Origin of the sequence: Archangium violaceum (assembly GCF_016859125.1) — a bacterium.
Taxonomy (GTDB): Bacteria; Myxococcota; Myxococcia; order Myxococcales; family Myxococcaceae; genus Archangium; species Archangium violaceum_A.
In genome coordinates, this window is the sequence record NZ_CP069338.1 from 433480 (window position 1) to 458285 (window position 24806).

Here is a 24806-nt window from a genome sequence, read left to right on the forward strand (position 1 = left end):
GTGGGAACATACGGCCCCGGACATGGAAGACATCAAGACGAATCCCGGAATGGAAGCCTCCGATGGTCTCCCCACACCCCGCCGATACTGGGCAATCGTCGCCATCGTGCTCGCGATCTCCATGGCCGTTCTGGATGGCGCGATCGCCAATGTCGCGCTGCCCGCCATCTCGCGGAACCTGAACGCCTCGCCCGCCGCGTCGATCTGGATCGTCAACGCCTACCAGCTCGCCATCGTCGTCTCGATCCTCCCGTTCGCCTCGCTGGGCGACATCGTGGGCTACCGGCGGGTCTTCCAGATGGGCCTCCTGGTGTTCACGCTGGCCTCGCTGGCCTGCGCGCTGTCGGGCTCCCTCGTGGGCTTGACGCTCTCGCGAATCCTCCAGGGCTTCGGCGCCGCCGCGGTCATGAGCGTCAATGCCGCCCTCGTCCGCTTCACCTACCCGAACCGGTTGCTGGGCCGGGCCATTGGCATCAACGCCCTGGTGGTCGCGGTCTCCTCCGCCGTCGGTCCGACGATCGCCTCGGCCATCCTGTCCACCGCGTCGTGGCCCTGGCTCTTCGCCATCAACGTGCCCATGGGAACCGTCTCCCTGCTCATCGCGCGCCAGGCCCTGCCGCACACCCGGCGCTCGGGGCTCCCGTTCGATTTCACGAGCGCGCTGCTCAATGCCCTGACGTTCGGGCTGCTGATCATCGGACTCGAGAGCCTGACGACCGGTGCGCTGCCTGGAGCCCTCGCGCTCGCCGGTGGCCTCACCGCGGGCATCGTGCTGGTGCGGCGCCAGCTCTCGAGGACCTCGCCGCTCGTCCCCGTGGACCTGCTGCGCATCCCGGTCTTCGCCTTCTCCATCGCGGCGTCCATCTGCTCCTTCTCGGCGCAGATGCTCGCCTTCGTCTCACTCCCCTTCTACTTCCAGAACGTCCTGGGGCGCAGTCAGGTGGAGACCGGGCTGTTGATGACGCCCTGGCCGGTCGCCGTCGCCGTCATGGCGCCCATCGCGGGGCGGCTGGCGGATCGCTTCTCGGCGGCCATCCTGTGTGGCGTGGGCTCGATGGTGATGGCGACGGGATTGACGCTGCTCGCGCTCCTGCCGGCACATGCGGCGAGCGGCATCATCGTCCTCGGCATGACCCTCTGTGGCGTGGGCTTCGGATTCTTTCAGTCACCGAACAACCGCGCGATGCTCTCCTCCGCTCCGAAGGCGCGCAGCGGCGGCGCGGGAGGCATGCAGGCGACGGCCCGGCTCCTGGGGCAGACATGCGGTGCCACCCTCGTCGCCGTGTGCTTCCGGGCGTTCTCGAGCCACGGGCCCACGGTGGCCCTGGGACTCGGAGCGTGCGTCTCGGTCGCGTCGGCCGTGGTCAGCACCTTCCGGCACCATCGGCAGGTCGACGTCCAGGTGACACCGTAGCGCCATGCCACCTGGACGCCTCGTGTCTCAACTCACCGGAGGGAGACACCGAGCGGGCGCGGGTGCCCACTGGAGCCGAAGAGATTACGGTCCACCGACATCCAACCACCACCGACGTAGCCGCTCCCACTATCGTAGGTCAGAGTGACGACACCGTGGCTCAGGCCCTCTTGTAGCGGCGCGAACGTCACGATCAGCGTGCAGCTCGCGCCGCTCTCGAGCGTCGTGCCGCAGGTGCCTCCGGTGCCTGGATAGGCTCCCCCCTTGAAGTCGAAGGGCGACCCAATGGGACGTGGCGTCATATTGCTGGCGGCCGTATCTCCTGTATTCCTGACCGTGAAGGTGTGCTCCGCGACCGCTCCGACGGCGACATCGCCGAAGTCGAACGGGTTCGCATCGGAGAGGGAGTCGGTGATGGAGAGGAAGGCGGGAGACACAACCGAACCGACGAGGGCGAGCGGGATGCTCCGGAAGGCGACGCCATCCTCATAGGAGATGGACAACGTGGTCTTCGCCACTCCCGTCTCGGAGGCAGTGAAGCCCAGGACGAGGGTGCAGCTCTCTCCAGCCGCCAGGGTGATCCAGCACGTGCCCCCCGTTCCAGGCTGGTAGCCGCCCTTGAAGGAGAAGGGCGCCGGAGGTGTACGAGCCGAGAGCTGGGTCGCGTCCACATCGCCGGTGTTCGTCAGGGTCACGGTGCGCCAACTCTGCCGTCCCTGAACCAGTGCTCCGAAGTCAACGATCGTGGACGTGGCCTGCACGAGCGCGGGAGCCAGCCCCTTCCCCGCGAGCGTCCGGACGACGGCCCCCTCCACCAGCCCCGTCGCGAACCGCACCGTGAGCGTTCCATTCGCGGCTCCTCGCTCGGTGGGATGGAACGCCACCGCGAACTGGCACGAGGCCCCGGGGGCGAGCTCCGCCCCGCACATACCTCCGATGCCCGGGAAGGTGCCGCCCGCGAACGTGAAAGGGGCGCCCGATAGCGACACCGCCAACGACGTCACCGTGCCCGCGCTCCGGTTGCGCAAGAAGAACCAGCGCTCGGCCGTGGTCCCGATGAGGGACGGGCCGAAGTCGAACCCGGGCGCATCGGAGACCTCGATCGCCCCCGTTTCCGAGGAGCCCGAGTCCCCTCCCGAACCCGAGCCCGAATCGGTACCCGGGCCCGCGCCCGCGTCCGGCTCCGGCGAGACCCTGCCCCCATCCACGAGGACGTCACCGCCATTGTCGGCACCCTCGCCGGAGCCGGTCCCCGTCCCTGACGGCGGCCCTCCGCACCCGGCGAGCGCCACGACGGACGCGAGACCCAGAATCCACGGCTTGAAGAACACTCCCACCGACATTGCTTCCCCCTCTGCATTGGTCCCGCGTATCGAACGGGGACCCGGCGGCGTGCTCTATCCAACATCGCCTTCCGGAGGGGAAGCCCCTTCACGCTGTGAACGAGGCACGCTCCACGTGCTCGGGCCTTTCCCCCCGAGGCCGAACTGTCTACCTTCCGGCCCCCCATGGACCGTCCCCTCCCCACCCTGCGCGCGAGCCTGGACGACTTCCTCGCCGAGCTGGCCACCCTCCAGTACCGCCATGCCGCGGGCCTCGCCCAGGAGCTCCCCCTTCGCGAGCTCTACGAGGACTCGCCTGAAATCGCCTCCCCCGAGGCCTTCGCCGCCGCCACCGAGGCCGTTCCCAAGGCCCAGGCCAAGGGCGACTCGCTCGGCGTGCGCCGTCTGCGGCTGCTGCGCGACTTCATCGCCACCCAGGTCGAGGAGGCCCTCGCCGCCCCCGACGCCGAGGCCGTGGCCCAGCTGGAGGCCCGCGCCCACCTCCCCGTGGATGACCAGACCCTCTCCTTCGGCGAGGCGCTCGGCCAGCTCCCCCATGAGCCGAACCGCGGCCGGCGCGCCCTGCTCGAGAGCGCCACGGGCGGCTTCCTCTGGGACAACCGGGGCCGCTATGGCGCCCGTCGCGAGGCCGCCTTCCGCGTCACCGAGAAGCTGCGCGCCCCCAGCTACGTCGCCCTGCGCGAGGACGTCTCCGGCATCGAGCTGAACAAGCTGGCCGAGGCCGCCGAGCAGACGCTGCGCCTCACCGAGGACGCCTACCGGGACGTGCTCGGCTACGCCCTCAAGAAGGTGGAGCCCCTGCTGCGGCCCCTGCCCTCGGGCCACGCGCGCAGGCACGACCTGCAGGCGGCCACCCAGGTGCCGTGGATGAGCGGCTTCTTCCGGCGCGAGGACGGGCTGCCCGCCGTCATCCGGTGGCTCGGCGAGTGGGGTTTCCACCCGTCCGCCGAGGGCCGCATCCGCATGGACGACGAGGAGCGACCCGGCAAGGCCTCCCGTCCCTTCACCGCCGCGGTGCGCATCCCGGGCGAGGTGCGCCTCGTCTTCCAGAAGCGCGCCGGCATGGACGCGCTGGGCAGCCTGCTGCACGAGTACGGCCACGCCCTGCACCACGCCCACGTGTCGGAGCAGCTGCCGCTGGAGCTGCGCCGGCTGGGGGACGCCTCGGTGACGGAGGCCTTCGCCATCCTGCTCGAGCGGCTCCTCACGGACGAGGAGTGGCTGAAGCGCTACCTGCGCCTGCCCTCGGCCACCGCGCGGGACGCCACCCGCATGGCCGCCTTCCAGGGCCTCACGGTGCTGCGCCGGCACTGCGCGAAGCTGTCCTACGAGCTGTCCCTCTACACGCGCGGGCCCTCGCCCGAGCGGGCCGACGAGTACGCGGATGCCCAGCGGCGCGCGCTCTTCGTCGAGCCGCACCCGGGCTTCTTCCTCTTCGACGTGGACCCCCAGCTCTACGTGACGCGCTACCTGCGCGCCTGGGCGCTGGAGACACGGCTCACGGCGCACCTCACCGGGCGCTTCAACGAGGACTGGTGGCGCAACCCCACCGCGGGCCGCTGGCTCCAGGGCCTCTTCGCACGAGGCGGCACCGATGACGCCGAGACGCTCGCCACCGAGATTTCGGGAAAAGGGCTGACGATCCCCGAGGCGGGTGACCGCCTCGTGGCTCTGCTCAATCGCTGAGCGCCAGCCCGGGAGAGAGACGACCGGGGGACTACTTCTTCTTGCGCAGCGCGCGGACGATCTTGTCCTTCGTCGCGTTGGCGCCGGTCGTCGCCTTCGGCTTGCTGGCCGACTTCGTCTGGCCGGTGCGCTCGCGCATGGCCTTCATCAGCTGCATCTCGATGAGGAGCAGCTCGTCACCCAGCTCCTCGTTGTTGCCCGCGGCACGAGGGAGCGGCGCGCTCTTCTTGGCGGCCCCGGCTCCGTGCCGCATGCGCAGCACCTTCTCCTCTTCGGACGTCAGGGTCCGCGCCTTCTCCAGCGCTACCTCGACCTCCTTGGCCGTCACCGTCGTGCTGCTACCGACCTTGCGCTCCATCTCCGCTCCCTTGCAGTGGGCACCTGAACATCCGCTCATGTCGGATGCGTCCGAGCCGCAACCGTCGAGGATTGTAGAGAACGCAAGAGTTGGGTCAAATTTTCTTCCAACAGGCCGCTGCCTCCCTGTAGCGGCCTGCTCCGCGCAGGACACCTGACGCGTCAGTTGCCCTCGTCGTCCCCGGGCTCGTCCGCGGGGGCACCGGCGGCACCGGAGGACCCGGCGCCCTCGGGCTTGTTGCGAGGGATGCCGAAGCGATCCAACGCATCCGCGATACCCTGCGGCTTGTCCGCGTCCGGAAGAAAATTCTCCGGCGGCTGCAACTTGGGGTCCTGGCCGATCTCACTCAGGGCGGACTCCAGCACCATGCGCAGCTCGGCGGCGCCCCCGGCGTCGTTGGCGGGGACGGCGATGCGCCCATCCAGGCGGACCTTGAGGACGACGGACGTGGAGGCGTCCACCAGCACCTCGCCGCTGAGCGACTTGGGGGTGCGGTGCTCGAAGAAGGCCAGACGGCGCCTGGTGGTCTCATCCCGGCCGCCCTTGGGCTCGAGGAGGGCGGGCAGCACGGCGGGCGTGGTGCCGGTGTCGCCTTCCGGACCCAGGTCCACGGAGTAGCGCCAGGCGGTGCGGCCCTCGTAGGTGACGGTGCCCTGGGGCGCCAGGAGGATGCGGCCGCGGAAGAGCGCGTCCACATCCCGGATGGCGCCGGTGAGCTCGGCGCGGCTGCGCTCGGCCATGCCGCGGTCGCGCAGACGCTGGCGGAAGGTGCCGTAGCGGTTGCGGGCATACACCTTGCCCCCCACTCGCATCACCTCGAGGCCCTGGTCGCGATTGTTCTCCAGCACACCATGGAAGTCGCCGCTGACGCCGCCCGGACCGGCACGGAAGGTGCGGGTCTCGGTGAGCTTGACGGGGGTGGTGGTCCCCGGGGCGCCGGCCCACTCGTAGCTGACGGTGGCCTTGTAGGCGTGGGGCCCCAGACGCTCGGTGACCTCGGCTGCGTCCATGGAGAGGATGCGGCGGGCCACCCGGGGGTTGTCGGCCACGTCCTCAGGTGGAAGCTTCTCGGCAGCGGAGGCCACCACCTTGGGTGGGTCCTCGGGGGAGAAGATGCGAGCCTTGGCCGCCTTGTCGACGGGGTCCTGGCAGGCCACGGCGGCGAGCGCCAGGGCTGCGGCGATGGCGGACTTCGGGAAACGGGTCACGGTTCCTCCGGCTCCAAGCGGGGGGTTGCCCAAATTACGGGGTGGGTGATGGAGCGGCAAGGGACGGCTTGCGCGCGCCAATGTACGGGATAGAACGCCACCTATGCAGAACCTGCGTGACAAGCTCTTGAAGGCCGGCCTGGTCTCCGAGGACCAGGCGAAGAAGGCGGAAACCACCGCAGCTCCAAAGGCTGCCCGCCCTGCTCCCACCCAAGCGCCGCGCCGCGAGGGCCCGCCCCGTCGTGAGCACGACGAGCGAGACTCGCATGGGCGCGAGGAGCGGCCGCCGCGCCGCGAGGGCCAGGGAGGACGTCCGCAGGGAGGACGGCCTCAGGGAGGAGGTCGGCCCATGGGCGGAGGCCGACCCCAGGGAGGAGGCCGGCCCCAGGGAGGACGTCCGCAGGGAGGGCGTCCGGGCGGTGAGCCGGGGGGCGGCATCGTCCCCAAGCTGCCGCCGCTGCCGGGCTCGAAGGCGGCCCAGCGGATGGAGTCCAAGAAGCAGGTGGAGCAGGACCGGAAGCTGCGCGAGCTGGTGCACGGCGGGCAGGTGCCGGTGGACGTGGGCGCCACCGTCTTCTACTTCATGACGCGCAAGGGGAAGCTGCGGCGGCTGGAGCTGACGGAGACGCAGGCGAAGCAGCTCGAGGACGGCACGCTGGCGGTGGTGGAGCGGCCGGAGCCGGCGCAGATCGAGCACTCGCTGGTGCCGGCGGCGGTGGCCGAGCAGATGTACGCCATCTCCAAGAAGTCGGTGCGCTTCCTGAACCGGAAGGATCTGCCCATCGGCTTCATGAGTGACGACGAGGTGAAGGAGAAGCAGGCGGCGGAGGCGCGGGGCGAGGAGCCGCAGGTGGAGGAGGACGACGAGTCCACCACCGAGGGCGGCGAGGAGACCGCGCAGGCCGAGGACACGGTGAGCCCCGAGGGAAGCCCCGAGGGGGGCACGGAGCCGACGCCGTCCTGAGTCACTGAACCCCCACTTGAGCCCCCACCCCTCTCCCACCGGGAGAGGGACGGGGTGAGGGTAACGAGCCCCCCGGGTTGCCCCGGAGCGCCCTACCGCGAGAAGTGAGAGGAGAGGACGCTGGCCACGCAGCAGGTGAGCTTCTTGCCGGTGGGGATGTGCAGGAACTCGTTGGGCCCGTGGGCGTTGCTGTTGGGCCCGAGCACGCCAGTAATGAGGAACTGGGCCTCGGGGAAGCGGCGGCCGAGCATCTCCATGAAGGGGATGGTGCCGCCCTCGCCCATGGCCATGAAGGGCTTGCCGAAGAAGGCGCACGAGGCCTCGTGGGTGGCCTTCTCGAGCCACTTCTCGAGCGGAGGAGCATCCCAACCGGCGCTGGCCTTCTCACCCTCGAAGGTCACCTTCGCGCCGTAGGGCGGATCCGCCTCCAGGGTCTGCTTGAGGGCCTGGGTGGCGGCCTTGGGGTCCAGCCGCGGAGGAATCCGCATGGACAGCTTCACCGAGGTGAAGGGGCGCAGCACGTTGCCCGCGCTGCCCAGGGCCGGCATGCCCTCCACGCCGGTGACGGAGAGCGCCGGGCGCCAGGTGCGGTTGAGGATCTGCTCGGCGCGGTCGACCGTGACGGGGCGGGAGCCGGGGACCCAGGGGAACTTCGAGTACACCTCCTCGCCGAGCACCTCGGCCACGGCGGCGGCCTGCTCGCGGCGGGCCTGGGGGATGTGGACGTGGAGGCCGTCGACGCGGATGCGGCCGGTCTGCTCGTCCTCCACGCGCGAGAGGAGCTGCCGGAGGATCCGGAAGGACGAGGGCACGATGCCGCTGGCATCACCCGAGTGCACGCCCTCGTCGAGGATGTCCACGCGCAGGTTGCCGGAGATGAGTCCGCGCAGCGAGGTGGTCATCCACAGCTGCTCGTAGTTGGCACAGCCCGAGTCGAGGCACACCACGAGGGACGCCTTGCCGATGCGCGGGGCGAGGTGCTCGATGTAGGCGGGAAGGTCGTAGCTGCCACTCTCCTCGCACGCCTCGATGAGCACCACGCAGCGCGCGTGGGCAACGCCCTGCTCCTTGAGCAGGCGGATGGCGGCCAGTGACGCGAAGGCCGAGTAGCCGTCGTCGGCGCCACCGCGGCCGAAGAGCTTGTCGCCCTCGCGCACGGGCTCCCAGGGAGAGAGACCCGCGCGCCAGCCGGTCATCTCGGGCTGCTTGTCGAGGTGGCCGTAGAGCACCACGGTGTCGTCACCGGTGCCCGGAATCTCCATGTAGATGACGGGGGTGCGCTCCTCGCCCTTCTCGTTCTCGAGGGTGACCACCTCCACCTTGAGCCCGGGGATGTGCTTCGACTGGGATTCGCACCAGCCGGCGATGAGCCTCACCGCCTTGTCCATGTCACCCTTCTTCTTCCAGTCCGGCTCGAAGGCGGGCGACTTGTTGGGGATGCGGATGTACTCGTGGAGCCTGGGGAGGATCTCCTCCTCCCAGATGCGCTCGGACGAGGCGGTGGCGGTGGCGTTGTTCAGCCGGGGGCTGGTGCTCATGGGAAATGGCTCCGGTTCGGAACGGAAGGCGTCTCCTCCTCTACACCACCCTGGGCCACAATGGGCGACCCACGCACGAGCGCAGGGCCGCTCCATAGCCAAGCCCACACTCGGGGTGGAGGACGCGCGAGGCATGACGCGAAGCGCAACACCTTCCCTCCTGTCAGGTAGGCCGTCCCTTTCCCAACCCAAGGAAGCCATTCCACACCGAGGGGCACGCCCCTGCCCCATGTGTCACGGGCGGGTGGACAACCGGACCTCCAAGTAGGCCTCCTGACGGAAACCTTCCGGCGCACCTACACGTCACGAGGCTCCAGCGATCTGCTCTACTTCCAGCTGAAGCCGTAGGCCCGCGCTCGGGGCGGAGAGGACGGGATCGCATGCTTAGGGTGCTCACGCTGAACATCGCGCACGGCGTGCCGTCGATTCCCGTCCCCCTGCCCTTCCTGCTCCCGCGCGGCAAGCTGCTGGGCCACCTGGACCAGATGGCCGGGCTGCTCGCACGGGAGAACGCGGACGTGGTGGCGCTCCAGGAGGTGGACCGTGCGGGACTCTTCAGCGGAACCGTGGACCCGCTGGAGCGCCTGGCTACCCGCGCCGGCTACGCGCACATGTTCCACGGCGCCCACCTCCACCTGCCAGGGCTCTGTACCCGGGGCACCGCCCTGCTCTCCCATCGGCCGCTGCTGGAGACCGACTCGCGACGCTTCGAGGAAGTCGCCTCCATCGACAAGGGCTATGTGGTGGCCGCGGTGGAGGACGAGGACCGCCTGTTGGACGTGGTGTCGACGCACCTGGACTTCGCCTCCGAGCGTCGGCGGCAACAGCAGGCGGTCCACATCATCGAGGCACTCCAACGCCGTCCCCACCGCCCACGCCTGGTGATGGGGGACATGAACTCGCGCCAGGGCAACCCGGGAGTGGGCATCGAGAGGATGATGAAGCAGTTGGCGCTGCACACTCCCGAGCCGGGTGGCGGCGAGCCCACCTACGAGGCCCGCGCGCCGACGATGCGGCTGGATTGGATCCTGGCGTCTCCCGAGCTGCGCTTCACGCACTACCACCCCCTCGCCGAGCGAGTCTCCGATCACCTCGCGCTGAAGGCGGAGCTGGAGTGGACCGTCGGAGGGTAGCCAGGACACGGGGCCCTGGCCGTACGGCTGGCCTGGTGGGCTGCATGCAGGAGGAAGGTCGGCTCGACAGCCCCCGAGCCGAAGTACGAGTCCTGTAGGCCGGTATGTCATCGCGCGTCCGATACCTACCGTGTGGTGAACGTCACATGGAGAACGCGTGATGAAACACTTCAGGGTCGTAGTCGTTGGGGCATTGGCGTCGGCGTTGCTCTGGGCACCGGCTTGCAGGTCTTCACCGCAGACCACTCCCTCGGGCCAGCAAGGCGCGGGAGCTACGGGCACGGACACGGGAGGCTCCACCACGGGCGGTACCGGCGGTGACGTAGGGACCTCGGGGACGAGTGGAGGTTCCGGGGGAGCCGGGAGCACCGGTACGGGAGGAACGGGCGGCACGGGAGGTATCGGCTCGGGAGGCGCAGGTGACCTGGGCGGCACCGGCATCGGCGGCGACGTAGGCGGCACCGGCACGGGTGGCGATCTGGGTGGCACGGGCACCGGTACTGGCGGCGACGTGGGCGGCAGCGGCACCGGCACCGGCACCGGCACCGACCTGGGTGGCACCGGTACTGGCACGGGCACCGGTACTGGCGGCGACGTGGGCGGCAGCGGCACCGGCGGCACCGGCACGGGTGGTGACCTGGGTGGAACCGGCACCGGCACCGGCACCGACCTGGGCGGCACGGGCACCGGCACCGACCTGGGCGGCACGGGCACCGGCACCGACCTGGGCGGCACCGGCGGCTCGGGCACTGGGACCGACCTGGGTGGCACTGGCACCGGTACCGGCACCGACCTGGGTGGCACGGGCACCGGCACCGGCACTGGTACCGACCTGGGTGGCACCGGCACCGGAACCGGCACTGGTACCGACCTGGGTGGCACCGGCGGAGCGGGCACGGGTGACGATCTGGGCGGCACCGGCACGGGCACCGGCGGCACGGGTACCGGCACCGACCCGGGTGGCACCGGCACGGGAACGGGTACCGGCGGCATCGGCGGCGACATGGGCACCGGCACCGGCACGGGCGGCACGTCGGGCGGGGCCACGAGTCCGGGGACCGGAACCGGCACGGGGACTGGTACGGGCGGCACGGGCGGCGGCGGCACGGGCCGTTGAGCCCGGAATGCCGGCGTCACCTCACCGTTGAGTTGGAAGAGGGCCTCGGGTTCATGGAGAACCCGGGGCCCGAGCCTTGGCTCACTCCTCGAACCAGGCCAGCTCCTCCACCCCGCTCGCGTGATGGACGACGAGGCACGAGGGTTTGTTCTGATGCGCCAGCTTCCGTCCGCGATGGATGGCCTGGGTCACGTTGGGGTAACGGTCGACCTGACCGCTCCCCTCGAGCCGGACCCACCAGCCCAGCGCGTCCTCCGCCACGGTCACCCTCCACCGAGCGGACTTCGGGTTCACTTCCCTCGGCTTGCCCTCGCTCCTCGACTCGACGGGAACGCGGAGATCCGGGGCTGAATCCATGTGAGGTGCTCCTCGCGAAAGGTGAACCAGCTCCCTGGAAGCTGGTGGGCGAGGGCCGGGAACACACCTGATCCGCGGAACAAGAAGCGCCGTCTGTCCAATGGTCAACCCATCACTCCGCGATGGGCAGGGTGAAGAAGAAGGTGCTGCCCCGCCCCACCTGGGTCTCCACCCAGAGAGAGCCACCGTGCGCCTCCACGATGCTCTTCACGATGCTCAGCCCGAGCCCCGTTCCGCGCTCGCTCACGCTAGAGGCCCGCCAGAAGCGCTCGAAGAGGTGCGGCACATCCTCGGGTGAAATGCCCGGTCCGTTGTCCTTCACCGAGATGCGCACCATCCCATCCACCTTCCGGGCGCGCAGGATGACGGTGCCGCTCGAGGGGGTGAACTTGATGGCGTTGCCCACGAGGTTGGAGAGCACCTGGAGGACGCGCTCCCGATCGGCACGCACGCGCGGCAGCCCCGGGCCCACCTCCACCACCAGGTCCTGGTGCTTGTTCGAGGCGAGCGGCCGGAGCACCTCGAGCGCCTGATGGAAGAGCTCGTCCACCGTCCACGGCTGGGGCGCCAGCGGCATGGGCATCCCCTGCAGGCGGGCCCGGTCGAGGATGCCCGCGATGAGCTCCCTCATCTGATCCGTCGCGCGCAGGATCATCTCCACATGGCGGCGGCCATGGCGTCGGCGCTCCTCGTCGGGAGGCCGCGCTGCCTTGAGAAGCAGCTCGGCATTCATCCTCACCACGAGCAGCGGCGTCTTGATGTCGTGGGAGACGACCGCGAGCAATTCCTCGCGCCATCGCACCGCATCCTGCGCCTGCTGGAAGAGCAACGCCGAGTCCACCACCGCCGCGATGCGCTGGGCGAGCGCCTCGAAGAGCACGACATCGGCGGAGCCATAGCGCTCCGGCCGGGCGGAGATCAGGCTCATCACCCCGAGCGTGCGGCCCCGCACGCGGATGAGCAGCCGGAGGTTGGAGGGGAAGCCGGTCCACTCGGCCCGCTCCACCGACACGTGCCCGTCCTGCAACCCCGCGGCACTCGCCGGGAGGGCCACCCAGGGATGCGAGGAGAGGACCCGGGCCACGAAGGACTCGCTCCCACGGGGATGGAGGGGAGGCTCGGCGGCCATCATGGCGATGCGCTCGGCGCCGCCGGGGTCATCCTGGAAGAGGTCGATGGCGCAGCAGTCAGCCCACGAGGGCACCAGCAGGCGAGCGATCTCGGGCAACGAGGCGCGGTAGTCCAGCGAGGCACCAAGGAGGGCACTGGCCTCGGACAGGAAGGCCTGGCGCCGGTGGGATTCCTCGGCCTCCAGACGCGCCTGACGCTCCCGCTCCAGGTGCTCGCGTTGGGCCAGCTCGAGTGCTTCCGCGCGCTCACGCAGCCGCACCTCGCGCCGCAGGGCGCAGTGCCGGTCCAGGGCCACCGCGAGCTGGTTGGACACCGCGTCGAGGAAGGCGAGCCCCTCCTCGGCCATCACCCCGGCCGCATCCACCTGGAGCGCGCCGAAGACACTCCCCTTGGACACCAGCGGAAGGGTGATGACGGTTGGCCCGGAGCTCTCGGGAGGCTCCGGGAGGAGCCAGGTCTCCGGCTCACCCAACCCGACCACCACCTCGCCCAGGGGCACCACGGCCTTCACCCCCACCAGCCAGGCATACGTAGAAGCGGCCCGTTCGACGGCCAGGGAGAGCTGCGCGCTCGGTACATCCGCCGCGTGCCAGACGAGCAGATGGGGGTGCGCCCGGACGAACTCGCCGCTCGGGTCCATCCCCACGAGCAGCAAGGCCGTGCGCAGCGGCAACACCTCGGAGGCGAGCGCCATCACCTCGGGGAAGGTGCGCTCCGCCCCCTCGAAGGCGGCGAGCCGCTTGCTGATCTCATACAGGTGGTCGAGATGACGCCAGGCATGCTCGAGCTCGCGGAAGACCCGGGGCCCACATCCGGGCGACTCACGCGACAAGCTTCCATCCTCCACGAGACGACCTCCTGGCTATGGCCCCTGGCCCTCGGGCGTTATTTCCGACGCCCCTTCTTGGACACCGGGCGACGTCTCTTCGCCGGTCCCTTCCCGGAAGGTGGAGATGCCGTCCCGGGCTGGCCACCCGGCAGCAGCAGCCCCCCCTCCCCGATGGTGAAGCGATGGGTCGCCCGGTCATGGCTGCTACCGCGGGTCTTCACCACCGTCAGGATGGGAACGAGCCGGCCCTCCTCCTGGGCATAGCGGAACATGAGGATGTTGTCGGCGAGCGGAGACAGCCCGCGCTCGCTGATGGTTTCGGACAGGAAGAGTGAGCGGGCCTCGAGGGTGAAGAGGCTCGTCACCCCCAGGCCGCGCAGGCGGATGACCAGGCCGTAGAGCAGCAACCGCAGCTCATCGGAAACCAGGCCCTGGACCTCGATGTCGCTGGCGCTGTCGAGCACCACCCGGGAGGGCTTGAGCCTGGTGATCCGCTCCTCCACGACGCTGAGGAAGCGCGCCGCGTGCAACTGCTCGCGAGGCAGGAAGAGGATCTCCACCGTCCCGGCATCGAGCGCCTCCCGCAGCGGCAGCCCCAGCGACTCGGCCCCCTGGAGGATCTGGGTGGGGCCTTCCTCCAGGCCGATGTAGAGCGCGCGCTCCCCGTTGCGCGCCGCCTCGAGCACGAAGTGCAGACCGAGCGTGCTCTTGCCCGTCCCGGGGCTGCCCGACACCAGTGTCACGCTGCCATCGAGCAGCCCGCCGCCCACCAGCGCATCGAGTTGCGGCACGCCGGAGGAGAGCCGCCGCCGGCTGGGCGCGAGCGGAGTGGACTCCACCTGGGGCAGCGCCTCATCGACGCGCGGGAAGACGCGGATGCCCCCGCGGCTGATGCTCATCGCGTGCCGGCCCCTGGCATGACCGGTGTTGCGCAGCTTGTTCACCTCGATGTAGCGATGGCGCTCGAGGCCCTCCTGCTCCCACGTGAGGAGGATGAGCCCGTCCATCACCGTCTCCTCCACACCGAAGCGGGTGGCCTGCGTCGTGCCGGAGGGGATGTCATTGGCGAAGAAGCCCACCGCCTCCTGGTTCTGCACGATGTTCGCCAGCCAGAACACCTTGTCGCGCACGACGCGCTTGTCCTCGATCTTGTGGAGGAAGACCGACATCGAGTCGAGCACCACGCGCCGGGCCTCGAAGGACTCGACGTGGCGCTGAATCTCCAGCAGGTGCCGATCCACCAGGATGTCCGGTTGGGGGATGAAGACGATCCGCACCAGCCCCCGCTCGATCTCCCGGTCCAGCTCCCAGCCCATCCCCCGGGCGGTGGAGCGCAGGCGCTCCTCCGTCTCCTCGAAGGAGAAGTAGATGCCCCTCTCGCCCTGCTCCCGGGCACCCCGGTAGACGACCTCCAGCCCCAGCATCGTCTTGCCGGAGCCCGCCACTCCCGAGACGATGACGCTCGAGCCGTAGGGGATGCCCTCGCCGAGGAGCTCATCGAGCCTGGAGACGCCCGTCTTCAAACGGCGGACCTCTTCCGGACGCTGCCCGGTGACACGCTTGCGCCGCAAGGTGACGCTCGGCGCGTAGACCTCCACGCCGCTCTCGGTGATGATGAACGGGTGCTCGTCGCGGCTGTGCGAGGTGCCGCGCATCTTGATGATCTGCACCAGCCGCTGCTGCTCCCCGGACTGTTCGCGCTGCTTGAGGGTGATGATGCCGTCGATGGCGGAGAAGGCCGGGTGCTCGAAGTGCTCGGGGTTGTACTCCCCGATCAAGAAGGTGGTGCACTCCCAGGCCATCAGCCGGACGGTGAGCTCGTAGGTGAACTTGCGCAGCTCCTCGGCTGACTTGGCGAGGTCGTCGAAGACCTTGAAACTGTCGATGACCACCATCGAGGGCTTGAACTGCTTGAGCTGCTCCATCACCAGGTTGGCCGTCAGCTCCAGGCCCTTGGTGCGCAGAATCAGGCCGAGGTCGACGAAGCGGATGTGCGACTCGAGCAACGCCGGCTGGAAGAAGGAGAAGGGCCGCAGGTAGAGCAGCGTCTTCGCGGTCGGCTCGGAGAGGGTGTTGAAGTAGAGGACCCGGCCGCCCTGGGCGGCGTGGTGGAAGCACAGCTGCTGGGTGAGGATGGTCTTGCCCGAACCCGGAGGGCCGGCCATGACCGCCACCACGCCCTTGGGAAGGCCGCCGTGGAAGATGGCATCCAGGTTGGGGATGCCGGTCTCCAACCGGGACAGTACCGGCTGCTCACCTGGACCACTCATACCTTTCCACCCTTCCCATCCGCCGGCCGGGCCTGGACCTTGCGCAGCTCCGCATGCAGACCCGGCGTCAGGATTTCCGCGGTGAGAGCCCCGAACACCCGCAGCAACTCGATCACCAGGTACGAGAGGGAGTCCTCGAGCAACGTCCTATCGAGCGAGGACACGACCTGGCGCAACTCTCCGAACTGCACTCCGCTCGTCTCGACCTTGAGCGCCGCGAGGTGTGGGAACTGATCGGTCCCCTGGTGGAGCACCCGGTCCACGATGGCCATCAGGGAGACCTCTCCCAGGCTCATGTGGGCCCGGCGCCAGAGCGCATCCAGGGCTCGCTCATAGACGTCGAGCAACTCCTGCTGAGACAGGGTTCCCGCCCAGCCGTCCCGCCAGGCCTTCACCGCCTCGCTATGGACCTTCCGCTCAGGCATCTCGGGTTGTACGCGCAGCAGTGGGGATCTGAGCCACGGCCCTGGCCCTTATCGGGAGTGACCGGGGAAGTCCACTCCCGAGACACAAGCCCACCACGCCCCGGCCCGGGGCGGACCCCTCCGCCCTCCAGAGCATGGCCTACAGGACAATAGGAGTATTCCCTACCGACCTCGGAGGTGGTGTGTCAGCTGAAGGCGTCGTAGCCGGTGATGGCCTTGCCGAGCACCAGCGTATGCACCTCATGGGTGCCCTCGTAGGTAAAGACACTCTCCAGGTTGAGCATGTGACGGATGGGCGGGTAGGCGTCGGTGACGCCGTTGGCGCCGTAGATGCTCCGGGCCACGCGGGCGATCTCCAGCGCGGCCTTCACGTTGTTGCGCTTGGCCAGGCTCACCATGACGGGCGTCACCTTGCCCTCGTCCTTGAGGCGCGCCAGCCGCAGCGAGAGCAGCTGTGCCTTCACGATCTCCTGCAGCATGTCCGCCAGCTTCTCCTGCGTGAGCTGGTAGGCGGCGATGGGCTTGTCGAACTGGCCCCGGGAGAGCGCGTACTCACGGGCACCCTCGAAGCACGCGATGGCGGCTCCGGTGACGGCGAAGGCGATCGTCATGCGCGCGTTGTTGAGACAGGACAGGGGCCCGCGCAGCCCCTTCACTCCGGGCAGCACGTTGGCGTCCGGTACGCGCACGTCCTCGAAGAACAGCTCACTGGTGGTGGAGGCGCGCAGGGAGAACTTCCCCGGAATCTCGCGGGCGGTGAAGCCGGGCATGCCCTTCTCCACGAGGAAGCCGCGGATGGACTCGGGGCCGCCCTCGTCCGTCTTCGCCCACACGACGGCCACGTTGGCGAGGGTGCCATTCGTAATCCACGTCTTGGAGCCATTGAGCACCCACGTGTCGCCATCGCGGCGGGCCCGGGTGCGCATGCCGCCAGGGTTGGAGCCGAAGTCCGCCTCGGTGAGGCCGAAGCAGCCGATGAGCTCGCCCCGGGCCATGCCGGGCAGGAAACGTTGCTTCTGCTCCTCGCTGCCATGGGCGTGGATGGGGAACATGCAGAGCGAGCCCTGCACGGACGAGAAGGAGCGCAGCCCCGAGTCCCCACGCTCCAGTTCCTGGAGGATGAGGCCGTAGCTGACGGTGTTCATTCCCGCACAGCCGTAGCCCTGGAGGTTGGCGCCGAGCACGCCCATCTCGCCGAGCCGGGGCACGAGGTGCGCGGGGAAGGTGCCCTCGCGGAAGTGCTTGCCGATGATGGGGAGCACCTCGGTGTCGACGAAGCGGGCGACGGTGTCACGGGCGGCCTTCTCCTCGTCGGAGAGCAGGTCGTCGATGCGGAAGAGATCGGTGATGTCCGCGCGAGGCATGGGGGCGTCCTCCAGGGGTGGGCGGGAGGGGCTTGTATCACCGGGCGGGCCAGCCGAACGAGGTCCGGGTATCCTCCGGGGCCATGACGACGACCAAGAAGACGGCGGTGGTGACGGGGGCGAGCCGCGGTATCGGGCGCTCCCTGGTGCAGGCCTTCGTGAAGGAGGGCTACGAGGTATGGGCGCTGGCGCGGGCGGCGGACGCGCTGGAGTCGCTGGAGCGCGAGTCGGGAGGCGCGGTGCGCCCGCTGGCGATCGACGTGGCGGACGAGGCCGCGGTGGTGGCGGCGAGCAAGCGGATTCTGGAGGAGGGGACGCCGCGGGTGCTGGTGAACAACGCGGGCATCACCGTGTCGGCGCCGCTGCACAAGACGTCCACGCAGGACTTCCAGAAGGTGATGGCGGTGAACGTGACCGCGCCGTTCCTCTTCAGCCGCGAGCTGATTCCGGCGATGGCGGCGGCGGGCGGAGGCCGGGTCATCAACATCGGGAGCATCGCGGCGACGAGGGGCGTGAAGTACACGTCGGCCTACTGCGCCTCCAAGCACGCGCTGCTGGGGCTGACGCGCTCGCTGGCGGTGGAGTGGGCGCGCAAGAACGTGACGGTGAACATCGTGAACCCCGGCTGGGTGGAGACGGACATGCTCACGAGCGCGAAGGCGGCGATCTCCAAGACCACGGGGCGCTCGGAGCAGGAGGCGCACGCGGCGCTGGCGAACATGAACGCGCTGGGCCGGGTCATCCAGCCGGAGGAGGTGGCGGCGCTGTGCGTCTTCCTGACCACGGACGCGGCGGCCAGCATCACGGGAGCGGCGTACAACATCGACGGCGGCGAGGCGGGCTAGCTCGCTCGAACGTTCCCCCTCCCCACCGTGCTGTTCAGAATCCGCTATACGTTCAAGACTGCGGTGCGGTTGACTTCCCGCTTTGCTACGAAATGGGGACGTAGGGAGAGGTCCTTTGTCACTGGAGTATCGAAGGAGCAGGAGGTGGGGCGAGTCCCCTCTCGCGGCTCACGGCTTCGCCGTCCTCGTCACGACCGCGGCGCTGCTGATCCAACTCGCCGTCCAGCCCTACGTCCGGGCCTCGCCCTTCCTCCTCTTCGTCGGAGCGGTGATGCTCTCGGGGTGGAAGGGGGGATGGGGCCCTGGGCTCTCGAGCACCGGCCTCTCCGTCCTGCTGGCCGACTACGTCTTCCTGCCCCCGAGATACTCACTGTCCGTGAGTCCCCAGGACGCCCTGTCGGTCATCATCTTCGTTGGCATCTCCTGCCTCATCACCCGGCTGAACGTGCGCGAGCGGGCCGCGCGGGCCGAGGCCGAGGCACAACGCGAACGGGTCCTCGCGCTCTTCAAGAACGCCCCGGCCATCATCGCCATCCACCGGGGGCCCGAGCACGTCATCGAGTTCAGCAACCTCTTCCATGCGCGGCTCCTCGGCCACCGGGAGTTGTTGGGCAGGAACATCAGGCAGGCGCAGCCCGAGCTGGAGGGACAGGGTATCTACGAGCTGCTGGACCGGGTGTACCAGACGGGTGAGCCCTACATCGGTAAGGAAGTCCCCGCCCACGTGGGAGACCCGGCGAACCCACGCACGGGCTACTTCGATTTCGTCTACCAACCCCTGCCCGGGCCGAACGGAAAGCCAGACGGGGTGATGCTCTTCGGCTTCGAGGTGACCGAGCAGGTGCTGGCGCGGCGGAGCCTCGAGAACGCCGAGCGCCGCCTCACCGCCATCACCCACAACGCCACCTTGGGACTCGTCATGATGGACGCGCGCCAGCACTGCGTCTTCATGAACCCCGCGGCCGAGAAGATCACCGGCTTCACCCTGGACGAGCTGCAGGGCAGGCCCCTCCATGACTTCATCCATCACACCCGGCCCGATGGAACGCACTACCCCATGTCGGAGTGCCCCATCGACCGGGCACTGCCGACGCGTGCCCAGGAGCAGGGGGAAGACGTGTTCATCCGCAAGGACGGCAGCTTCTACCCGGTCGCCTTCACCGCGAGCCCCATCATCGAGGACGGGAAGGCGACGGGCACCGTCATCGAGCTGCGGGACACCACCTGGGACAAGAGCCAGCAGGCCGAGCGGGAGCGCCTCCTGGTGGAGCTTCAAGAGGCGGTGCGCCTCCGGGACGAGTTCCTCTCCATCGCCAGCCACGAGCTGAACACGCCGCTCACCCCGCTGAATCTCAGGCTCCAGTCGCTCGCGAGGCGCCTGGCGGCCGAGCCGGACGCCCCCCTGGCCGCGCGCATCACCAAGGAGGTGGAGGTGATGCGCCAGCAGGTGAAGCGCCTGGCGGATCTCGTGAGCAACCTCCTGGACGTGTCGCGGATCAGCACCGGACGCATGAGGCTCCGGGTCGAGGAAGTGGACCTCTCGGAGGTGACGCGCGAGGTCGTCGCCCGGTTCAAATCCGAGGCGGAGCGCGCCGGGTGCGCGCTCGAGCTCCACGCGAGGGAGCCGGTCGTCGGGATGTGGGATCGGCTCCGGCTGGAGCAGATCCTGACGAACCTGCTGTCCAACTCCATCAAGTATGGGGCCGGTAGACCCATCCACATCCATGTCGAGGAGGACGACAACCAGGCCCGGCTCGAGGTCCGGGATGAAGGGATTGGCATCAAGCCCGAGGCGATGGGGCGCATCTTCAATCGCTTCGAGCGTGCCGTATCGGAGCGGCACTACGGAGGGCTCGGCCTGGGGCTGTACGTGACGCGGCAGATCGTCGATGCGCTGAGCGGAACGGTGAGGGCGGAGAGCACCCCAGGCCAGGGAGCCACCTTCACGGTGGAGCTGCCGCGCCAGCCGCTCGAGCGGGAAGAGACCTCCGCGGGATGAGGGATGTCCCCCCGCCCACGCTACGTGTCCTCGAGGCAGCGGCGCGAGGACCTGCCCCTGTTGGTGGCGGAGTTGCCGCGCCGCAGGGGCTTCGAGCCCGGACCCATCCGGGGCCCGGGAGAAGAGCTCATGAAGTCGAATCCTCCAGAGTCGAAGTAGACGGCGCTTCGGTGCTCCAAAGCCATGGCACGGGAGCAGCCCAGCCCCGTGCCTGGCCCTGGAACACTCAGGCAGCGTGTCCCTCCCCCACCGCGACCACGATGGCGGTGATGTTGTCCGTGCCGCCCAGCGCGTAGGCCTCCTGCACCAACCGCTCGGCCACGCCGAACGCGCGCCCCATCCCCAACCGCGCGGCGATCCGCTCCGGCCCGAGCGGCTCGTACAACCCATCCGAGCACAGCAGGTACACGTCGCCCTCCCGCACCTCGAGCCTCCGCACGGTGGGCTCCGCGTTCTCCGTCCCCAGCGCGCGGGTGATCAGGTGCCCGTAGGGGCTCCGCCCCCGCTCGAGCACCTCGCCACTGGCCTCGCGCATCTCCTCGAGCACCGAGTGGTCGCGGGTCAGCGCCTCCAACCGCCCGTCCCGCAGCCGGTAGAGCCGGCTATCCCCCACGTGCGCCACGGCCGCGCTCCGCGTCCCCAGGGCGAGCGCCACCACCGTCGAGCCCATCTCCCGCAGGTGACCCACGCGGCGCGCGAGCACGGCGCGCTGGGCGAGCAGCGTGCAGTTGAAGAGCAGCTCCTCCTCGCGGCTGTAGCCCCGCCGGAGATTGTGGGGCCAGGTGGCCTCGGGGTCGTGGGTCACGCGTTCGCAGAAGCCGGTGAAGGTGTCCACCACGCAGCGGCTGGCCACCTCTCCGCCCTCGTACCCACCGAGCCCGTCGGCCACGACGAACAGGCCCAGGTCCTCGCGGACCATCCAGGAATCCTCGTTGTGGGAGCGGCGTCCCACGTGCGTCCATCCCGCGCTGTCGATTCGCATCGGCTGTTCCTCCAGCACCCGGGCAAGAGCAAGGAGAAGGCCGACGCCAACCCCGCGAAAGGACATGGGCCCCTGGGGTCTCCAGACTCCAGCGCACCGGCCAGGGAGTCCACGCCCCGGGGACGCCAGACCCCAGTCCGTTAAGGTAGCGGCCCATGGCCCAACCTCCCGCCTATGTCGTCCGCACCGAGCACCTCGAGCTCACGCGCAGCCTGCGCGGCAGGTTCGATCTGGACCAGGACCGAATCTACGCGGTGCTCGATACGAACGAGAAGGAGCTGCTCGGCGAAGCGGCGCTCCTGACGCGCGCGGGAGAGGGCGCCCGGGAGATGGGATATCGGGTGAGTTCCCTGCTGGCCAGCGAGTATCCCGCGAGCCCCGCCGCACGCCTCCCCGTGAAGGCCCATGACATCGTGGGCGAGCTCCTCTTCGAGGCAGGTGCCCACCGGCCGTCAGGGCGCGAGTTGATCTAACGTCACCGGGGGGCCAGGAGGGAGCATTCATGAGGGTACCGTCGCGCGAAGCGCTGCTGTCGGAGCTGGACTCGTTGGGCCACGGAGCACGCATCGCGCGAGCCGCCACACTGGGACGTGACAGCCGGGGCGACCCCGCGCTCACGCGGCTCATGGCCGAGCTCCTGTCTGGAGAGGCCTACGAGGCGTGCCTGGCGCTCGAGCTCGCCCGGGGCGCGCGCGACGAGGCCCTGTTGCTGCGAGGCCTCACCCACCCGTCCAGTCTCGTCCGCGGCCGGGCCGCCGCCTTCGCCGGAAGCTTCATCCAGGACGACGCGGCTCTCGAGAAGGCCCTGCCGGAGCTGGCCCCCTTCGTCCGCCGCCGCATCCTCAAGGGCGTGGCACTGACCCGGAGGAGCGCGCTCGCGGCCCGGCTGTTCCCCCTCGTCCTCTCCCGCCACGGTGCCGCGGAAGCCGCCCTGCTCCTCCCCGCCCTCGACGCGGACGCGGTGCGCCGCCTGCTCCCCGAGCTCGAGCACACGGTCCACACCTGGCGCACGCTGGTGCACCGCTACCCGGACGAGGTGCTGGCCTTCTTCCGCTCGCGCCTCGCCAACGCGCCGGAGCGCGAGCGCGACCTCCTCTTCTACGTCTACCACGCTCCGCTCACCGAGCTGACGCTCCACCAGGGCGAGGCCGTGCTGGTGCTCGTGCGCGACTTCTGCCCGCCGAACACGCTGCCGTTCTTCGTGACGAACACCCTTCGGCGGCTCACGCGGCGCCACCCCGAGCAGGTCCTCGCGCTCCTCACCCGTCCGGCCTTCCGGGCGACGCTCCTCTCCCAGGGGCTCTCCAACGGCCTGCTGCGCCAGGCAAGGGCCTTCTCCCAGGACCAGCGGCTCGCCCTCGCGCGGCTCCTGGCGGAGGCCCCGCAGCACCTCGCCCGCTTCCTGGGGGCCCTGCCCCCTTCCGAGCGCCCCGCCCTCTTCGCCCATGCCTTCGAGGGCACGGCGCCGCGGGTCCTTCCCTGGGCCCTGCTCGCCGTGCTCCCCCACGAGCTGCGTGACTCCGTCGCCGCGCGCCAGCTCGGCCTGCGCGAGGTGCAGGAGGACAGGGAGCTGCAGCTCACCACCCAGTCGCTGCGCACCATCGAGCACGCACGCGAGCCCCTCCAGAAAGCCGCCTTCGCCAGCAAGGCCGAGGACCGGGCCCGGGCGCTCGCGCTGCTCGTGTACAGCACCGGCCTGTCCCGCCGGGGCCTCACGGAGACGCTCGCGCACCTCGCCCGGCTGAAGAACGAGCAGGACCCGGTGCGCCTCGCGGCACTGACCGAGCTCGCGCGGGTGCCTCCGTCCCTCGTCGCGCCCGAGCACATCTCCGCCCTCGAGTCCCTGGTGACGTACGTCGTCGAGGCGCGGGACACCTCGCGCGGCACGCAGATGGCGCTGCAGGAGCTGGCCTTCCGGCTCATCCGCGCCCACGCCACCGCGCCCGAGGGTCCCCTCTTCCGCTTCGCCCTCGACACGCTGAAGCGGCTGGCCGGCCAGTCCGGTACGCTCGTCCTGCCCCCGCTGGAGCACAACCTGCCGCGCGGCGCCGAGCACCACCTCTTCGCGACGCTGCTCCCGATGATCCGCTCGGCCAGCCAGCGCGAGAGCTACGGCCTCATCCTCACGCTCACCCAGGCGCTCGGCCGGCGCGCGTGGAACGTGGACATGCTCCAGGCCCTGCTCGAGCCCATCACCGAGGCCGTGCCCGCCATGCTCGCGCAGTCGGCCATCGAGCTGTGGCTCGCCCCGCCGCGCACGCGGGACGTCCGGGTGCGCGGGCTGCTCGACCGGGACGAGAGCATCGCCACCTTCCCCTTCGTCTTCGAGCACCTCCACCGGCGCCGGCAGGAGTGGTTGGACCCCTACATCCAGGGCCGGCGCCTGCGGGGGCGCTTCAGCACGGGGAAGACGGGACAGGTGCCCCAGGTCCGAGACGGCTTCCACCGCTGGCTGCCGCGTCAGCAGCGGCGCTTCCTCGACGTGCTCCTGAGCATCGCCCAGGACACCGAGCGCAGCGCCTGGGAGCGGATGAACGTGCTGTCCATCCTCCCGCGCATGCAGGTGGTGACGGTGGACACCCTCACGCCCTTCCTCGGCTCGAAGGACGTGCCCACGGTGGAGGCCGCGCTCGGTGCGCTCGCGGGGATGGATCGACCGGAGCCCGCGCTGCCCCTGTTGCTGGAACACCTCGACGGGGACCGCGCCCGGGTGGCGATGTACGCGGTGCCCCGCGTGGCCAGGCGCCTCTCCCCGGAGACACTCTCCTCCGCGCTCGGTGCGCTGCTCTCGCGCGAGAAGCTCAAGGTGACGGTGCACAAGGAGGCACTGCGACTGCTCGGGACCTTCCGCTCCGCGCACAGCGTGGCCCTGCTCCGCCAGCAGTGGGACAAGCCCCAGCTCCACCGGGACGTGCGCATCGCCGTGGGCCACGCCGCGCGCCAGTTGCTCGATGACGCGGCCGCCTGGGAGTTGCTGGAGGCCATGGCCCGGAGCCCGGACGCGGACGTGGCCGCGAGCCTCCTCGACCCGCATTCGGGAGCACTCCCCCCGGATGCCCGTCCCCGCTACGCGGCGCTCCTCCTCCAGGTCTCCCGCCACCCGGAGCTCACCGTGCGCCGCAGGGCCTTCACGACCCTCCCGGCCTGGTCCGCGGGCGTGGAGGAGCCGGTGGCGCGCGAGGCCACCGGGCGGGTGCTGGACCTCGCCCACGGCGCCGAGTGGCGAGAGGCCACGCGGGCGCTGGTGAACGCGACACGGGAGGGCAAATCCTTCGAGCACGTGGTGACCTGCATGGCGGAGCTCCTCTCCGCCCCCGTCCCCGAGTCCCAGGACGCCACGCCCGAGCGGGACGTCCCCGCCCGCCAGCGGCTGAGGGTGCTCCGCCAGGAGTTGCTGTCCCTGCCCAGACCGACGCGCGTGCGACTGCGCACGCACCTGGACGAGGCGGCCCGGGTGCTCGCCCGGGAGCCCTCGCTCTGGCCCGAGAGCGCCTCGCTCCGGCTCTCCTGCCTCGAGTGGCGCGACGCGGGGAGCGCCGCGAAGGGAGTGCTCGAGCTGGCGGCCGAGGCACGCGAGGAGCCCCTCTTCGCCCCGGCCCTCGCAGCCGCGGTGGCCGCCTCGGTGGGAGACGCGCTCGCGGAGTGGACTCCCGAGGCCCTGCTGGAGGTCGCGGCCCAGGTGGGCTCCGAGGCCCCGCTCGCCGCGGTGGAGCTCGTCTCGGCCGCGGGACAACGGCTCCACTGGCGCGAGGACGCGGCCCGCCACCTGCGCGCCCTGCGTCAGCACCCGAGCGCCGCCGTCCGGGCGTCCGCCTACGCCACCGTCACCGCGAGCGAGTAGCC

The 24806-nt window shown here is 70.1% G+C and carries 20 protein-coding genes; 10 read left to right on the forward strand and 10 right to left on the reverse strand.

The annotated features are described in order from the left end of the window. Positions 1-22 precede the first annotated feature (22 nt). Complete coding sequence (locus tag JQX13_RS01850) at positions 23-1414, forward strand: MFS transporter (RefSeq protein ID WP_203407373.1); 1392 nt, start codon at positions 23-25, stop codon at positions 1412-1414. A 32-nt stretch (positions 1415-1446) separates the two neighbouring features. On the opposite strand, the gene JQX13_RS01855 is transcribed toward JQX13_RS01850, so the two are convergent. Further along, the gene (locus JQX13_RS01855; protein WP_203407374.1) at positions 1447-2757 is read right to left on the reverse strand and encodes a choice-of-anchor D domain-containing protein; all 1311 of its coding nucleotides are present in this window, start codon (positions 2755-2757) and stop codon (positions 1447-1449) included. Positions 2758-2922: 165 nt separating this feature from the next. On the opposite strand from JQX13_RS01855, the gene JQX13_RS01860 reads away from it, so the two are divergent. Then, on the forward strand, positions 2923-4443 hold the full coding sequence (locus JQX13_RS01860; protein ID WP_203407375.1) for a peptidase M3: 1521 nt from the start codon (positions 2923-2925) through the stop codon (positions 4441-4443). A 31-nt stretch (positions 4444-4474) separates the two neighbouring features. Here JQX13_RS01860 and JQX13_RS01865 read toward each other — a convergent pair whose 3' ends face one another. Both JQX13_RS01865 and JQX13_RS01870 read right to left on the reverse strand, forming a co-directional pair. Then, complete coding sequence (locus JQX13_RS01865) at positions 4475-4801, reverse strand: hypothetical protein (RefSeq protein WP_203411833.1); 327 nt, start codon at positions 4799-4801, stop codon at positions 4475-4477. 161 nt (positions 4802-4962) lie between these two features. Continuing rightward, positions 4963-6009, reverse strand: a complete 1047-nt coding sequence (locus tag JQX13_RS01870; protein WP_203407376.1) for a hypothetical protein — start codon at positions 6007-6009, stop codon at positions 4963-4965. A 349-nt stretch (positions 6010-6358) separates the two neighbouring features. On the opposite strand from JQX13_RS01870, the gene JQX13_RS01875 reads away from it, so the two are divergent. Further along, positions 6359-6973: a DUF2058 family protein gene (locus JQX13_RS01875; RefSeq protein WP_239014472.1), complete on the forward strand. Its 615-nt coding sequence runs from the start codon at positions 6359-6361 to the stop codon at positions 6971-6973. A gap of 92 nt (positions 6974-7065) precedes the next feature. Here JQX13_RS01875 and JQX13_RS01880 read toward each other — a convergent pair whose 3' ends face one another. Then, positions 7066-8511 (reverse strand): M20 family metallopeptidase, encoded by a 1446-nt coding sequence (locus JQX13_RS01880; RefSeq protein ID WP_203407378.1) that lies wholly within the window; start codon positions 8509-8511, stop codon positions 7066-7068. A 380-nt stretch (positions 8512-8891) separates the two neighbouring features. Between JQX13_RS01880 and JQX13_RS01885 the strand changes: the two genes are divergently transcribed. Together JQX13_RS01885 and JQX13_RS01890 are read left to right on the forward strand one after the other, a co-directional pair. Continuing rightward, the gene (locus tag JQX13_RS01885) at positions 8892-9644 is read left to right on the forward strand and encodes an endonuclease/exonuclease/phosphatase family protein (RefSeq protein WP_203407379.1); all 753 of its coding nucleotides are present in this window, start codon (positions 8892-8894) and stop codon (positions 9642-9644) included. A 160-nt stretch (positions 9645-9804) separates the two neighbouring features. Then, positions 9805-10761 (forward strand): hypothetical protein, encoded by a 957-nt coding sequence (locus tag JQX13_RS01890; RefSeq protein WP_203407380.1) that lies wholly within the window; start codon positions 9805-9807, stop codon positions 10759-10761. A gap of 81 nt (positions 10762-10842) precedes the next feature. Here the strand turns inward: JQX13_RS01890 and JQX13_RS01895 are convergent, their stop codons facing one another. The 5 genes from JQX13_RS01895 to JQX13_RS01915 form a co-directional block, all read right to left on the reverse strand. After that, positions 10843-11118 carry a DUF2188 domain-containing protein gene (locus JQX13_RS01895; RefSeq protein ID WP_203407381.1) on the reverse strand — a complete coding sequence of 92 codons (276 nt, stop codon included), beginning with the start codon at positions 11116-11118 and terminating at the stop codon, positions 10843-10845. A gap of 112 nt (positions 11119-11230) precedes the next feature. Continuing rightward, positions 11231-13096, reverse strand: coding sequence for a GAF domain-containing sensor histidine kinase (locus JQX13_RS53625; RefSeq protein WP_239014473.1), 1866 nt, complete (start codon positions 13094-13096; stop codon positions 11231-11233). Between the two features lie 38 nt (positions 13097-13134). Then, entirely contained in the window at positions 13135-15348 is a 2214-nt protein-coding gene (locus JQX13_RS01905; RefSeq protein WP_203407382.1) for an ATPase domain-containing protein, read from the reverse strand. Next, positions 15345-15773, reverse strand: a complete 429-nt coding sequence (locus JQX13_RS01910; RefSeq protein WP_203407383.1) for a hypothetical protein — start codon at positions 15771-15773, stop codon at positions 15345-15347. Before JQX13_RS01910 ends, JQX13_RS01905 begins: the two co-directional genes overlap by 4 nt. A gap of 185 nt (positions 15774-15958) precedes the next feature. Beyond that, positions 15959-17137: an acyl-CoA dehydrogenase family protein gene (locus tag JQX13_RS01915; RefSeq protein ID WP_203407384.1), complete on the reverse strand. Its 1179-nt coding sequence runs from the start codon at positions 17135-17137 to the stop codon at positions 15959-15961. Between the two features lie 83 nt (positions 17138-17220). Here JQX13_RS01915 and JQX13_RS01920 point away from each other — a divergent pair, with 83 nt between their 5' ends. The 3 genes from JQX13_RS01920 (at position 17221) to JQX13_RS01930 (ending at position 20140) form a co-directional block, all read left to right on the forward strand. Then, positions 17221-17982 (forward strand): SDR family NAD(P)-dependent oxidoreductase, encoded by a 762-nt coding sequence (locus JQX13_RS01920; RefSeq protein WP_203407385.1) that lies wholly within the window; start codon positions 17221-17223, stop codon positions 17980-17982. Positions 17983-18097: 115 nt separating this feature from the next. Then, positions 18098-19981 (forward strand): ATP-binding protein, encoded by a 1884-nt coding sequence (locus tag JQX13_RS01925; RefSeq protein WP_203407386.1) that lies wholly within the window; start codon positions 18098-18100, stop codon positions 19979-19981. 3 nt (positions 19982-19984) lie between these two features. Next, on the forward strand, positions 19985-20140 hold the full coding sequence (locus JQX13_RS01930; protein WP_203407387.1) for a hypothetical protein: 156 nt from the start codon (positions 19985-19987) through the stop codon (positions 20138-20140). A gap of 67 nt (positions 20141-20207) precedes the next feature. On the opposite strand, the gene JQX13_RS01935 is transcribed toward JQX13_RS01930, so the two are convergent. Then, positions 20208-20963 carry a PP2C family protein-serine/threonine phosphatase gene (locus JQX13_RS01935; RefSeq protein WP_203407388.1) on the reverse strand — a complete coding sequence of 252 codons (756 nt, stop codon included), beginning with the start codon at positions 20961-20963 and terminating at the stop codon, positions 20208-20210. A gap of 155 nt (positions 20964-21118) precedes the next feature. On the opposite strand from JQX13_RS01935, the gene JQX13_RS01940 reads away from it, so the two are divergent. Further along, a complete protein-coding gene (locus JQX13_RS01940; RefSeq protein WP_203407389.1) occupies positions 21119-21436 on the forward strand; it encodes a hypothetical protein in 318 nt (105 codons plus the stop codon). A 29-nt stretch (positions 21437-21465) separates the two neighbouring features. After that, complete coding sequence (locus JQX13_RS01945) at positions 21466-24804, forward strand: hypothetical protein (protein ID WP_203407390.1); 3339 nt, start codon at positions 21466-21468, stop codon at positions 24802-24804. Positions 24805-24806: the final 2 nt, after the last annotated feature.

Coding starts and splice junctions, on each gene's coding strand:
- JQX13_RS01910 (WP_203407383.1), bottom strand. CDS start 15,773: ATGCCTGAGCGGAAGGTCCATAGCGAGGCGGTGAAGGCCTGGCGGGAC.
- JQX13_RS01875 (WP_239014472.1), top strand. CDS start 6,359: ATGGGCGGAGGCCGACCCCAGGGAGGAGGCCGGCCCCAGGGAGGACGT.
- JQX13_RS01885 (WP_203407379.1), top strand. CDS start 8,892: ATGCTTAGGGTGCTCACGCTGAACATCGCGCACGGCGTGCCGTCGATT.
- JQX13_RS01865 (WP_203411833.1), bottom strand. CDS start 4,801: ATGGAGCGCAAGGTCGGTAGCAGCACGACGGTGACGGCCAAGGAGGTC.
- JQX13_RS01930 (WP_203407387.1), top strand. CDS start 19,985: ATGTCCCCCCGCCCACGCTACGTGTCCTCGAGGCAGCGGCGCGAGGAC.
- JQX13_RS01920 (WP_203407385.1), top strand. CDS start 17,221: ATGACGACGACCAAGAAGACGGCGGTGGTGACGGGGGCGAGCCGCGGT.
- JQX13_RS01940 (WP_203407389.1), top strand. CDS start 21,119: ATGGCCCAACCTCCCGCCTATGTCGTCCGCACCGAGCACCTCGAGCTC.
- JQX13_RS01850 (WP_203407373.1), top strand. CDS start 23: ATGGAAGACATCAAGACGAATCCCGGAATGGAAGCCTCCGATGGTCTC.
- JQX13_RS01905 (WP_203407382.1), bottom strand. CDS start 15,348: ATGAGTGGTCCAGGTGAGCAGCCGGTACTGTCCCGGTTGGAGACCGGC.
- JQX13_RS01895 (WP_203407381.1), bottom strand. CDS start 11,118: ATGGATTCAGCCCCGGATCTCCGCGTTCCCGTCGAGTCGAGGAGCGAG.
- JQX13_RS01945 (WP_203407390.1), top strand. CDS start 21,466: ATGAGGGTACCGTCGCGCGAAGCGCTGCTGTCGGAGCTGGACTCGTTG.
- JQX13_RS01890 (WP_203407380.1), top strand. CDS start 9,805: ATGAAACACTTCAGGGTCGTAGTCGTTGGGGCATTGGCGTCGGCGTTG.
- JQX13_RS01855 (WP_203407374.1), bottom strand. CDS start 2,757: ATGTCGGTGGGAGTGTTCTTCAAGCCGTGGATTCTGGGTCTCGCGTCC.
- JQX13_RS01880 (WP_203407378.1), bottom strand. CDS start 8,511: ATGAGCACCAGCCCCCGGCTGAACAACGCCACCGCCACCGCCTCGTCC.
- JQX13_RS01935 (WP_203407388.1), bottom strand. CDS start 20,963: ATGCGAATCGACAGCGCGGGATGGACGCACGTGGGACGCCGCTCCCAC.
- JQX13_RS01860 (WP_203407375.1), top strand. CDS start 2,923: ATGGACCGTCCCCTCCCCACCCTGCGCGCGAGCCTGGACGACTTCCTC.
- JQX13_RS01915 (WP_203407384.1), bottom strand. CDS start 17,137: ATGCCTCGCGCGGACATCACCGATCTCTTCCGCATCGACGACCTGCTC.